Genomic DNA, 13509 nt, shown 5'->3' with positions numbered 1-13509 from the left:
CACCCTAGACTTTAATAACTGGATTTTTAAATTCTACGATTGGCTCAGAGATGATTTCACTATTAGAGATTGAGTACTTACTGCTTGATTGGCTTTTTTGCAATTGAATGGCATATTTTCCAAACTGAAAAATTGTATTTGGATAGGCTGTTTTATAAATATGAATACATGAATTATTTCTTTCGCTTTGTTCATTATTTATTATTTCAAGCTCTTCATCGATTTCCTTTAACTGTTGTGTAATCTTATTTTTGCTTTCTCGCTGCATTAAAATAATTGATTTTTGTTCAGCAGTTAACATCCCTTTTGCTTTGCCAATGCGCAAGAGCTTATTCTCAATCATCATAAGCTTTTCAAATGTTGCATTTAATTCGATTTTATTCTTTTGAAGAGCACTCTCTCTTTCAATAACAGAGTCATCCACGCCCGCTCGGAGAGTTGTTTTCGTGAATAATCTATTTCCTACTTCCTTTATATGTATAGACTTTCCAGCAGTTAGCCTCCCCCCAATAACCAATGCATTTTCACAGAAAATAGAGCCCGCCGCTTTCACTTCACTATGTAAAATTGAATTATTCACAAAAATATCCTGTTTAGATTCTACATTCGCTTGGTTTAAGTAGGCAGCTTGAATATTTCCTATGGCAAATAAGCTCCCCTTATTTCCTCCAGAAACACCGCCTGATATGATAATATTTCCATCCGACCGAATGATAGCGCCTTCAACTAAACCGAATATTTTAACATCTCCGCCTGCAATGACTTCATATCCACTAGGAACATTTCCTCTAATAACAACATTCCCAATAAAATTAATATTTCCTGTTTTCAAATCTAGGTCTCCCTGTACTTCGTAGACAGGATTGACTGAAATTAATTTACTAGTTAAGCTAAGTTGTCCATCAGATGTTGAGTAAAACTTTGTTCCATTTAGAATAACATTCTTACCTGGGCGAATTTTTAGTGGCATGCCATTTTTGGCTGGAATAACATGACCGAATACATCGGTGCCCGATGTTCCGGGGGTTGGTGGGTAAATTGAAGCTAATACTTGTCCACTCGTTACAGAGGGGATTTCGATTACATTGCGGAAGTTAAATTTCTCCCGTTTTTCTTTTTTATCCTTTTGCACCTCATCCAGTAAGTAAGCATTGCTTCCATCCTTCGAAGGAATCCCTTCAGCAATAACAATTGGATATTGAATTGAATTTGGTGAATGGCATATATTGATTACAACTTCTTCCTTTATTCCAAAGGCGATTTTTTCCTTGTTAAGAAATTGAATGACTTCATCCTGCGACATTGCAAAATCATCCTCAACTTGCGCAATTCGTTCTATTTTTGCCACTAGCCGATTTTTATCAATTATAAGGCGAAAATATTGTTCCACCTGCCATCTCCTCTTTCCCTACAGAATTAATAGACTTTCTCCAAAGCATGGCGCAATTTAAAAATTGCTTTGGAATGAATTTGAGAAATTCTAGATGTTGAGAGACTCATGACTTGGCCAATCTCTGTTAGAGTAAGCTCCTCTTTATAAAACAAACTAATTACTATTTGTTCTTTTTCATTTAATTGTGAAATTAACTTGACCATTTCACTAATCATTTCATCCTTAATTAACTTCTCCTCAGGCATTTCTGTTCCTTCATCTTTAATAATAAAGGATTGTCCTTCTTTATCATCTTGATCACTTGGTTTTTCATCAATCGATAAGATGTTAGCAAAGAAATGTTCATTCATAACAGACTGTACTTCCTCTTCAGGTAAATTTAACTCTGAAGAAATCTCTTGAATTGTTGCATTACGCATTAATTTTTGCTCAAGTCTTTCAATTGCTGCCTCAATTTTTTTCGCCTTTTCCCTCGTATTTCGAGGCAACCAGTCTTCCTTACGTAAACCATCTAGAATCGCTCCACGTATTCTGAAAGAGGCATACGTATCGAACTTTAAATCTCGGTTTAGATCGAATTTCTCTAAAGCATCATACAAACCAATCATCCCAAGACTGCGGATATCATCACGAGAAACACTTTTTGGAAGATTTACCGATATGCGCTGAACATGATAACTTACAAGAGGCAAGTACTTTTGAACAAGGAAATTCCCAGCTTCAGCATCACGTGAAGTGACCCAGCTTTGCCAATGTGTTTGCTCCTCTGTCAATAGATGTGCCATACCCATCCTCCTCAAACGTTTGCATTACACTTTTACTGTGCGTAACCATTTTTATCAATGCCAAATCTAGCGTTTCACATCATACTCGGGGAATATATCAATAGGAAAACAGCCCTTTCATCGAGAAAGAGGCTGACACAATCTTCTGATATAAATAAGCCATCAGAGGATATGAATAGTTACCGAATGAAATCTACTAAAGATCCTTAATGCCTTTATTCACTGTCCGTATATTTAACAAACACGTCTTAGGATTAAATTCAATCGTTCTCCCACTATTTCCACCCACATCCTCTGCCACAATGGAAATATGAAGATCGGCAAGTTCCTTTCTCACCGCTTCTACATTCCTAGGGCCGATTCGCATCATATCACTTCCACTTGTGAATTGAAACATTTGGGCACCACCAGCAATTTTGGCCTTTAACGAATATGACCTAGCACCATTCTTCATTAAAATTGAAACTAGCTCCTTTATTGCAGTATCTGCATACTTGGCAATATTTAAGCTGCCTGACCTTGTAAGTGAAGAATCAGGCAGCATGACATGAGCAAGACCTGCTAGTTCTCGTGATTGATCATAGACGACTACACCCACACAAGATCCTAATCCAGAAGTTCTAATTACATTTGGCGCTTTAACAATATTCATATCAGCAATTCCAACTTTAATCGTATCTTTACATTCAATCATTATGACTAACTCCTAATGATTTGAAAATGGTCTGAAATGAGTCAGGGTCTGGGAGAAGAAAAAAGTGACCCTCCACATATTCTTTGTACTTTTCTTCCTCTTCATTCAAAGATGTATTGATCACGATGGCATAATCACTTACATGTGATAATTCAATTAAGCCATAACTTATAATGGCACCAAACATATCAATGCTTAATGCAGGTACAGAAGGATAGAGAGATAAATTTGTGAAATCTGATAAAGCAGATAAATAAGACCCCGAAAGAATATTGCCAAGCTCCTGTAATGCAGACAAGCCAATTTCATTATAAGGTGTCGTTTCAAACGAAAAGCTTTCATCACCGATCATTACTTGTATAAAGCTAGTTGCCTGTTCAAGTGGAAGTACAAAAAACATATTTCCTGGAGCTTCCCCTTCAATTCTTAGAAAAACTCCAGCAACAACATTTTCAGCTCCGCCAGCCATGTCCATCATTTCATCAAAGGAAACAACACGAACATCTGGTACTTTCATGTCAATTTTCTTATTTAAGACTTGTGAAAGAGCTGTTGCAGCATTACCTGCCCCTATATTGCCTATTTCCTTTAAAATATCAAGATGCAACGAAGAAATCTTATCAATGAAATCCATTGATTTATCCTTCAATTCCTAAATTACTTAATTGTTCTGGAATTAATATTTTTTCTAAATCTATTAATATTAATAAGCGCTTTCCAATTTTGGCAACACCATTAATATACTCTGCTTCCGTTACCCCAACTACTTCTGGTGGAGGCTCAATGGACTCAACTGGTATATCAATCACATCATTCGCTAGGTCGACAATAAAACCTACCTCTAAATCATTAAAATTTACAATAATGACCCGTGTACTTTCCGTAACTTCTGCTTCTTCAAGTTCAAATCGGCTACGCAAATCAATAATTGGCGTAATGACTCCTCGAAGATTAATGACACCTTTAATAAACTTCTCTGTTTTTGGCACTCTAGTAATATGTTCAACCTTCTCGATCGATTGCACTTGATTCACAGGAATTGCATACTCTTTATTCATTAATTGGAAAACAATAAGTTTAATATCTGATGCTACTGCTTCTGACATTTATTGTACACCCCCTCATTTGTTTCTATTTAATTAATGCATTACAGTCAACGATTAAAGCCACTTGTCCATCCCCAAGAATGGTCGCGCCAGAAATCGCAAATACATTAGTTAAATAATTGCCTAGTGATTTAAGGACAACTTCCTGTTGCCCGATAAAGGAATCAACAACAAGTCCTGCCATCTTATCCCCTTTTCTAACAATAACAACAGAGTAGAATTCGTCCTCTAATTCTTCAAATACTGGCACTTCAAATATTTCGTTCAAGAATAATACAGGAACAACTTTGCCCCTGAAATCAATTACTTGCTGATTATGTGCATTTAGAATATCCGTTTTCTTTACAATAGCTGTTTCAATAATTGAAGAAAGTGGAATAGCAAATTTTTCTTGTTGAATTTCAGTTAACATGACAGAAATGATTGATAAAGTTAATGGCAATTGAATAGAGAATACAGACCCTTGTCCAAGTTTTGATTCAATTGAAATGGATCCACCTAATGATTCAATTGTGCTCTTAACTACATCTAAGCCTACTCCTCGTCCTGAAACTGCAGAAATTTTATCAGCTGTTGAAAATCCAGAAGCAAGAATCAATTCATACACTTGACTATCGGTCATCGATGCTGCAGCTTGCTCTGTTACAATGCCCTTGCTTAAGGCTTTACTTAAAACTTTATCACGGCTGATTCCCGCACCATCATCTTCAATTTCTATGAATACATGGTTTCCGCTATGATAAGCCTTGAGAACAACAGTTCCAACTTCACTCTTTCCATTTGCTTTCCGTTCCTCTGGCGTCTCTACACCATGATCAAGTGCATTTCTAATTAAATGAACAAGAGGATCACCAATCTCATCGATAACTGTTCGATCTAATTCTGTTTCTGCCCCAATAATTTCAAGATCTATCTTTTTATTTAAATCACGTGCTAATTGACGAACCATTCGTGGGAAGCGATTAAAGACTGTTTCTACTGGAACCATACGCATATTTAAAATAATATTTTGTAAATCACCAGTCGTTCTAGACATACGCTCTACAGTTTCATGTAGTTCTTGGTTATTCAAATCCCTTGAAATTTGTTCTAGACGTCCACGATCAATCACTAATTCTTCGAATAAGTTTAATAGGATGTCCAATCTTTCAATATTTACACGAATTGTTTTGCTGCTAGAGTGTTTTGTCGTATTGGCAGCCTTTTTATCTTCTGGCTTGCTCTCTTGATCTTCATTACTAGTATTCTCTATTTCTACATGATTATTTTTTTCAGGTGTCACATCAGTTACTTCTTGCTCTTCATATTGACGAAGGTTTTCTAAAGATATGATATTAACATCTACACGATCTACTTCAGAAACCTTCATTATTTTCTTTTGAATATCATGATTACTTTCTTTCGATACAATTGTTATTGTAAATTCTTGATCAAAATTTTCCTCTTCTAATTGATCCACAGAAGGGTTTGCCTTAATTACTTCACCAATCTTCTCAAGAATTTCAAAGATCATAAATACTCGAGCAGCTTTTAATAGGCAGTCATCTCGTAAGGCAACCGTAATTTCGTATGTTTCAAATCCTTGGTCACGTGATTGTTGAAGAACCGTTAATTCAAATTCATCATATTCACTTTTAGCCGCTTGTGGTTTTTCAGCAATCGCAACAGCTACTTCTTTCTTTGCCTCAGCATTTGCAGGACTCTCACCATTTTCAATTAACAATAATTTGGCCACCACATTTGAAACATCTCTTTTTCCATCTCCACCGTCAGCGATTGATTGCACCATTGCTTCTAAATCATCGACCGCTAGAAATACGACATCTAATATTTCTGGATTAAATTTAATCTTGCCGTTTCTGATTGCATCAAGGACATTTTCCATTTGATGTGTTAACTTAGCTAAATCTTCATAGCCCATCGTCGCAGACATTCCTTTTAATGTATGAGCTGAACGGAAAATCTCATTAACAATAGCAATATCCTCTGGATTCTTCTCCAATTCAAGAAGTTGTTCATTACATGCCTGTAAATGCTCCTTGCTTTCTTCTATAAACACCTCTAAATACTGATTCATATCCATCTGGCCTACACCCCTCGGCATTAAACATATTTCAAAATTGTTTGTGCAATATTTTCTACATCTTGTATATCATCAATTAAATTCGTTGCAATTGCAGCTTTTGGCATTCCAAAAACGATTGATGTTTCCTTTGATTCAGCGATTGCTTTCACTGAGCCACTTTGCTTCAATACTTGTAAGCCCTTCGCCCCATCTGAACCCATACCAGTCATTATTACAGCTATCTTCGAATACTGCTGTATCTCACTAATGGATTCAAATAATGTATCGACTGCTGGTCTATGGCCATTTCTTGCCTCTGTTTGGTCAAGACTTATCACGATATTCGGTCCCTTTTGGATTGTTCTCATATGGAACCCGCCAGGAGCGATATAAGCTGTTCCCTTTTGGACGATTTCCCCATTTGTCGCTTATTTAACAGAAATCATGCATAGTGAATCTAATCGTGTTGCTAAAGACTTAGTAAATCCTGCTGGCATATGCTGAACAATTAAAATACCCGCATCTATATTGGCTGGTAATTTTGTTAGTACATTTTGAAGAGCTCTTGGCCCACCAGTGGAAGTGCCAATGCATATTAGTTTTTTTGATGCTTGATTCCACTTAACAAGTGACTTATTTACTTGCTGCTTATTCTCATGCAGTTCTATTTTACTATAACTTTCAGCCTTAGTAGTAGATAAATATTTATCATTTGTTAATTTAACTAATTGTTTACGATTCACTTTACTAGCTGAAATGATTTTCTGTATTAATTCTTCCTTGATTTTGTGTAAATCAAGGGAGATCGCTCCTGAAGGTTTCGCAATAAAGTCGATGGCTCCATTTTGCATAGCTACTATCGTATTCTCTGCTCCTTCTTTCGTAGTACTTGAGAGCATAATAACTGGCACAGGGGCATTCTTCATAATTATTTTTAATGCATCTATCCCATTTAATAATGGCATTTCAACATCCATTGTAATAACATCTGGTTTTAGTACTTTTAATTTATCGATGCAATCTTTTCCATTTCTTGCAGTCCCGATAATTTCGATCCGGGAATCCTCCGATAGAAAATCAGAAATGAGTTTCCTCATAAATGCCGAATCATCCACTACGAGGACACTTATTTTAGTCATGCTGATCTCCTACCTTTCAAAGAGAAATTTCTTAAGCTTTGAAACAAAGTGAATGGAAGTATGTGTAGATGGCAATTGTGAAAACTGTCTTTCCATGTATCTTTCCGTTATTTGCTTCATTGATTTTGAAGCAGCTGACTTTTGATTAAATAAGATAAATGGGATTTGTCGTCTAACTGCTAATTGAATGGCACGATCGTCAGGAACCATGCCAAGGCAGAAAACATCTCTTCCAAGAAAAGTTTTTAACACATTTGATAGTCGTAAAAAAGTTTGCTGTCCTTCTTTTTCCGTTTGAAATCGGTTCACAATCATATAGAAAGGAATGGACGAATCCATTAAATGTATATGTTTCATAATAGCATATGCATCTGTCATTGAGGTAGGCTCTGGCGTTGTAATAACAACGATTTCTTGAACAGAGAGAATGAATTTTAATGTTGCTTCAGACACCCCTGCCCCCATATCAAAAATAACATAATCATACTCATTAATTAATCCAGAAAGCTCATCTAAAAAGGAATGGATCAGATCATCATTAAGTCCAACTAAATGAGATAAGCCTGAACCGCCAGCAATGTACTTCATTCCTTCTGGACCTTCCATAATTGTTTCTCGTAAAGATATCGTTCCTTCAAAAAAGTCCACGATCGAATACTCAGAAGACTTCCCCATCAATATATCTAAATTGCCCATTCCCATATCCATATCAAATAACAAAACCTTATTGCCCTTTAAAGCGAGAGAAATCGAAAAACTCAAAGATAAATTTGATTTCCCAACTCCTCCCTTTCCACTAACAACAGCTAACGTTTTTGGCGTCTTGACCTCTGAATTTCCATTAAGTCTTAATCTTAGTTTTTCAGCTTGATCTTTCATTATTCTCGACCCCAATAATTGTTTTCGCAAGAGCATGTGGATTAGCAGCGATCATATCATCAGGAACATTTTGACCATTTGTCATATAAGCAACACCTTTGTTGTATTTATTGATCATGTTGTACATTGCACCATATGTCGATGTTTCATCTGCTTTTGTAAAAATAAACTTATCAATTCCAATTGCTGAAAATTGTTCGTAAATATCTTCCATATCCCGCTGCTTAGCCGTTAAAGAAAGAACTAATAATGTTTCTATATCTTTATCAAAATCAATAACCTTCTTTAGATCCTCTACATACTGTTTATTTCTAAAGTTTCTTCCGGCAGTATCAATTAAAACAAGATCATAATCCATAAATGCTTCAGTTGCCTTTTTGAATTCTTCAATTGTATAACACACTTCTAATGGAATATTTAATATCTTTGCATATGTTTTTAATTGTTCAATGGCTGCAATTCTGTAAGTATCTGTCGTGATAAATGCAACCCTTTTCTTGTAATTAATTACACATTCGGCAGCAATTTTTGCTAATGTCGTTGTTTTTCCAACACCTGTTGGCCCAACAACATTTATATACTTTTTCGAAAATGATACCCCGCCGAAAGGAATATCATTCAATCGGTTGATTAATTCCTGCTCAAGCCAAGTGTAAACCTTATCAATGGATGCATTTGCACCTGCAATATACCATTTTTCAAGAAGACTGCTTAAAATGGATTCCTGTATGCTTGAATCAATTTCTTGATCATTTAAACGCTTTTGCATGATTTGTACTGCTGCAGGGTATGCTGGTGAAAATCCGTTGTTCTGAACAGACATTGTTTTCATTAGAGATTTCAGTTCACTAATTTCTTTTATTACATCACTTGATGGTTTTGGCTCGATCGGTTGAATATCTTGAGGAACCGGTTGAGGCTTCCATTCACTTTTCTCTGTAATTGGAGTGATGATTTTCTTTTGCTTAGTCGTCGGAATTTGCTGTTGGGTTGATTTTGGATCAACAGCGGCAATCACTTCAATTGTTCTTTTCTTAAATAAACCAAGAAAGCCACCTGTTACGACTTCTCTTGAATTTAAGATGACTGCTTCACTTCCAAGTTCTGCACGAATTTGTTTCATCGCTTCAGACATGCTAGAGCCTATAAATTTTTTCACCTTCACTCCACATTCACCACCCCAACGCTCTGTACTTCAACATTTGCTTCAAGCTCATTATAAGATAATATTGGTATTTGTGGGAAATACCGTTCTGTTAATTGTCTAGTGTACATTCTGACTGCAGGAGAACATAGAACAATTGGTGTTTGTTCCATTAGCGATAATTGTTCAACTTGTGATGCGATTGACTCAAGGATGCCTTGTGAAACAGTTGGATCGATCGATAAATAGTTTCCATGCTCTGTTTGTTGAATTCCCTCAGCAATTAGCTTTTCCACTTTTCCTGAAAGAGTTACAACTTTTAGTGAATCATTTCCTTGAGAAAATTGATTAGTAATTTGACGAGCTAATGCTTGGCGAACATATTCTGTTAGCAATTCTGTGTCACTCGTGACTTTTCCAAAATCCGCCAATGTTTCAAATATTATTGGTAAATTACGAATAGAGACATTCTCTTTTAGAAGCTTAGCAAGTACCTTTTGAACCTCACCTACCGTGAGTGGATTTGGTGTTACCTCTTCAACTAAAATTGGATAACTTTCATTTAAGTGATCAATTAGCTGCTTCGTTTCTTGTCGTCCAAGCAGTTCATGGGCATTCCCTTTAATCACTTCAGTAATATGAGTAGATACAACAGATGGTGGATCTACTACCGTATAACCAAATATTTCAGCTTGCTCTTTCATATCTTCAGTAATCCACTTCGCTGGAAGTCCAAAGGATGGCTCCACTGTATCAATTCCTTCAATTGAATCGTCTTCAATTCCAGGACTCATTGCTAAATAATGATCGAGCAAAAGCTCTCCTCGAGCCATTTCATTTCCTTTTATCTTGAGTCGATACTCATTCGGCTGGAGTTGAATATTATCACGAATTCTCACAACTGGAATGACCAAGCCAAGTTCAATTGCAAGCTGCCGGCGAATCATAACAATCCGATCAAGTAAATCTCCACCTTGATTGGCGTCAGCAAGAGGAATGAGTCCATAGCCAAATTCAAATTCGATCGGATCCACATTTAATAAACTAACGACATTTTCAGGGCTTTTCATTTCCCCTGCTTCCATTTCATCTTCCAATTCTTCCAAAGGTTCTTTTCCTGACTCTGGTGTTTTGGAAATCATATACCCGCCGATACAAAGCAATGCAGCGATCGGAATCGTTAGAATATCATTAATAGGTGTAAATAATCCGAGTAGAAAGATCGTTCCACCAGTCACATATAACATCTTTGGAAATGCAAATAATTGCGTAAGAATATCTGAACCAAGATTTCCATCTGACGCAGCTCTTGTTACGACAATCCCTGTAGCAGTAGATATAAGTAGCGCTGGTATTTGACTCACAAGGCCATCACCAACCGTCATTAATGAAAAGCGATGAGCGGCTTCAGCAAATGGCAAGCCAAGCTGCATCATTCCAATGACAATCCCGAATATCAAGTTGATTAATACGATAATGATCCCTGCGATCGCATCTCCTTTAACAAATTTACTCGCACCGTCCATTGAACCGTAAAAGTCAGCTTCTCTGCTTACTTTTTCCCGACGTTCTCGTGCCTGCTGTTCAGAAATGATGCCCGCATTCAAATCAGCATCAATACTCATTTGTTTCCCTGGCATCGCATCAAGCGTAAATCTTGCTGCCACTTCGGAAACACGCTCAGCACCCTTTGTAATAACAATAAATTGAATAATAATAAGAATTAAGAAAACAACAAGTCCAACTACAATATTTCCGCCAACAACGAACGTACCAAAAGTATGAACAACCCCGCCTGCATCACCAGTAGAAAGAATCGATCTTGTTGTGGATACATTCAGGCCAAGTCTAAATAATGTTAATAATAACAATAAAGATGGAAAAATCGAAAATTGGAGTGGCTCACTCATATTCATTGTTGTCATTAAGACAAGAAGAGCCAATGTAATATTAATCAGAATTAAAATACTAAGCAGCCACGTTGGAAAAGGAATGATTAACATTGCTACTATTAAGATTACGCTCAGTAAAACTGATAAGTCTTTTAACCGCATTTATGTCCACTCCTATTAAGAAAAGCGCAAACGCCGTTCTCACCTGTAAATCTGTTCTAGGCGATTACGCACTACAGCTTTTAATCTTTCAAATTACTAGATTTTCTTTTTTGTTCGATATACATAGGCTAATATTTCCGCCACCGCCTTGAAGAATTCCTCTGGGATGGCGTCACCTATTTCGGTCTGACTATATAAAGCTCTCGCAAGAGGCCTATTTTCAACAGTTATGATCTCTTTTTCTTTGGCAATAAGTTTGATTTTCTGGGCAACGAAATCAACCCCTTTAGCAATTACATACGGTGCATCTGATTTTGTTTCGTCATACTTTAATGCAACAGCATAATGAGTTGGGTTCGTAATAACTACATCTGCATTAGGAACCTCCTGCATCATTCGACTCATCGCCATTTCCCGTTGTTTTTGCTTAATCTTAGATTTAATGAGCGGGTCCCCTTCAATATTTTTATATTCATCCTTAATATCTTGTTTTGACATTCGGATGTTTTTTTCAAAATCATACTTCTGATACAAATAATCAAGTGAAGAAAGAAATAATAAGGCAGCAGAAGCAAAAATGCCCATTTGCACTGTCAATCCGCCAATAGTTGCTAGTGCCGCGCCAACTGATAACTGTGATAAGATAAGAATTTCATCAATCCTGCTCCATAAAACCATAAAAGTAACAAGACCAACAAATCCAATTTTCAACATTGATTTAAGCAGTTCTACTAACGCTCTCACTGAAAAAATTCGTTTGAATCCTTTAATTGGGTCAAGTTTTTCTAATTTCGGCTGAATTGTTTCAGTTGAAAATAAAAAGCCAACTTGCATATAATTTGCTGCCACACCGGAAATCATCGCAACAGCCATAATCGGTGCTAGAAGGACAACAAGCTCTTTTAAAATCGTTAGAAAAACAGTATAAACATTTACTTCTGTTAATTCGAGCAGCATAAATTCTTGAAAGCTATGCTTCATGAGGTTAATAATAATATCCTTTAAATATGACCCGGCAAACAAGAGAAAAAGGAAGACGCCTAATAAAACAATGGCGGTATTTACATCTTGGCTTTTAGCAACCTGTCCTTTTTTTCTCGAATCTTGCCGTTTCTTCGGTGTTGCTTTCTCTGTTTTCTCTCCAGCAAAAAACTGTAAGTCTAAAGTTAATAATTGTTTCATTGACTATGCTCCCCCAATTAATTCCATGAGTCCACGCATTGTGCTTAACATTGTTTCAAATAATTGAGAAATAACAATCATTAATACACTGATTACTATGATAAGCACGATAAAGCTCACGCCAATTTTTAATGGAAGACCGACAACGAAAACATTAAGCTGCGGAACTGTTCTAGCGACAATTCCCAATGCGATATCAACTAAAAACAAACTACCCACTACTGGAATGGACAATTGGAAAGCGATAATGAACATCGAATTGAATGTTTTAATGATAAATTCAGCCAAATTCGGATCTCCGAAAGGAATCCACGGCTGGTCAATCGGAATGAATTGATAACTATAAAATACACCATCCAGCATGAGATGATGTCCATTTACTGTTAGTAAAAAAAGAAGGGCAATCGTATATAAATATTGGCCCATTAATGGACTTTGTGCACCTGTCTGTGGATCTATCACATTTGCAATTGCAAATCCCATCTGAAAATCAATAAAGCCACCCGCAATTTGTATAGCAGACAATAGCAAGTAAGCGATAAAACCAATCATTAGACCAACAAGTGCTTCTTTAATTATCAATAAAAAGTAATTATGATCTATTTCGATTGCAGGTAGATCAAATGTGAATACCATAATCATTGCCATAAAAAAGCCTATGCCAATTTTTGCCGCAGTCGGAATTGATCGATATGAAAAAAGGGGCATCATCAGAAAAAAAGATGTTACCCTTACAAAAACTAATAAAAATGCTGGAAAAGCGGGTAATAATTCTACCATCATATCAACCCACAAACTTCGTTAAGTTAGAAAAAATATCGCCCGCATATGAAAGGAGATGGCTAAGCATCCACGGTCCAAAAAACACAATCCCTACTAATACAGCCACAATTTTAGGAATAAAGGCTAATGTTTGTTCTTGAATTTGTGTTGTTGCTTGAAAGATACTAACAATTAGCCCAACAATAAGCGCTAAAAGCAATAGCGGCCCGCATATAAGTAATACAGTAATAATGCCGCGTTCTGCAATCGATATAACTGTTTCAGGAGTCATTTTCTATATTCACC

12 protein-coding genes and 1 pseudogene are annotated in these 13509 nt (G+C 36.4%); all 13 read right to left on the bottom strand.

The features are described from left to right. Positions 1-4: 4 nt before the first annotated feature. Positions 5-1390 (bottom strand): FapA family protein, encoded by a 1386-nt coding sequence (locus tag J2Z40_RS03475; protein WP_066393632.1) that lies wholly within the window; start codon positions 1388-1390, stop codon positions 5-7. 26 nt (positions 1391-1416) lie between these two features. Next, entirely contained in the window at positions 1417-2178 is a 762-nt protein-coding gene (locus J2Z40_RS03470) for a FliA/WhiG family RNA polymerase sigma factor (RefSeq protein WP_066393629.1), read from the bottom strand. Between the two features lie 196 nt (positions 2179-2374). Next, positions 2375-2872 (bottom strand): chemotaxis protein CheD, encoded by a 498-nt coding sequence (locus tag J2Z40_RS03465; protein ID WP_066393627.1) that lies wholly within the window; start codon positions 2870-2872, stop codon positions 2375-2377. Continuing rightward, positions 2865-3506, bottom strand: coding sequence for a chemotaxis protein CheC (locus tag J2Z40_RS03460; RefSeq protein ID WP_066393625.1), 642 nt, complete (start codon positions 3504-3506; stop codon positions 2865-2867). The genes J2Z40_RS03465 and J2Z40_RS03460 overlap by 8 nt, the downstream gene beginning before the upstream one ends. 4 nt (positions 3507-3510) lie before the next feature. Continuing rightward, positions 3511-3978, bottom strand: coding sequence for a chemotaxis protein CheW (locus J2Z40_RS03455; protein ID WP_066393624.1), 468 nt, complete (start codon positions 3976-3978; stop codon positions 3511-3513). A gap of 25 nt (positions 3979-4003) precedes the next feature. Beyond that, on the bottom strand, positions 4004-6061 hold the full coding sequence (locus J2Z40_RS03450; RefSeq protein WP_066393622.1) for a chemotaxis protein CheA: 2058 nt from the start codon (positions 6059-6061) through the stop codon (positions 4004-4006). A 20-nt stretch (positions 6062-6081) separates the two neighbouring features. Continuing rightward, positions 6082-7182, bottom strand: a pseudogene (locus J2Z40_RS03445) (protein-glutamate methylesterase/protein-glutamine glutaminase). Positions 7183-7191: 9 nt separating this feature from the next. Next, a complete protein-coding gene (locus J2Z40_RS03440; RefSeq protein WP_066393621.1) occupies positions 7192-8061 on the bottom strand; it encodes a MinD/ParA family protein in 870 nt (289 codons plus the stop codon). Continuing rightward, complete coding sequence (flhF, locus tag J2Z40_RS03435; RefSeq protein WP_066393620.1) at positions 8045-9226, bottom strand: flagellar biosynthesis GTPase FlhF; 1182 nt, start codon at positions 9224-9226, stop codon at positions 8045-8047. The genes J2Z40_RS03440 and flhF overlap by 17 nt, the downstream gene beginning before the upstream one ends. Then, entirely contained in the window at positions 9223-11259 is a 2037-nt protein-coding gene (flhA, locus tag J2Z40_RS03430) for a flagellar biosynthesis protein FlhA (protein ID WP_066393618.1), read from the bottom strand. Before flhA ends, flhF begins: the two co-directional genes overlap by 4 nt. Positions 11260-11355: 96 nt before the next feature. After that, positions 11356-12441 (bottom strand): flagellar biosynthesis protein FlhB, encoded by a 1086-nt coding sequence (flhB, locus tag J2Z40_RS03425; protein WP_066393617.1) that lies wholly within the window; start codon positions 12439-12441, stop codon positions 11356-11358. A 3-nt stretch (positions 12442-12444) separates the two neighbouring features. Beyond that, entirely contained in the window at positions 12445-13221 is a 777-nt protein-coding gene (gene fliR / locus J2Z40_RS03420) for a flagellar biosynthetic protein FliR (protein ID WP_066399240.1), read from the bottom strand. Between the two features lie 4 nt (positions 13222-13225). Next, complete coding sequence (fliQ, locus tag J2Z40_RS03415; RefSeq protein ID WP_066393615.1) at positions 13226-13495, bottom strand: flagellar biosynthesis protein FliQ; 270 nt, start codon at positions 13493-13495, stop codon at positions 13226-13228. Positions 13496-13509 lie beyond the last annotated feature (14 nt).

This window comes from Cytobacillus eiseniae, from assembly GCF_017874625.1.
GTDB lineage: Bacteria > Bacillota > Bacilli > Bacillales > Cytobacillaceae > Cytobacillus > Cytobacillus eiseniae.
The sequence above is the reverse complement of the archived record's forward strand: the minus strand, read 5'-3'. Positions and strand labels throughout refer to the sequence as shown.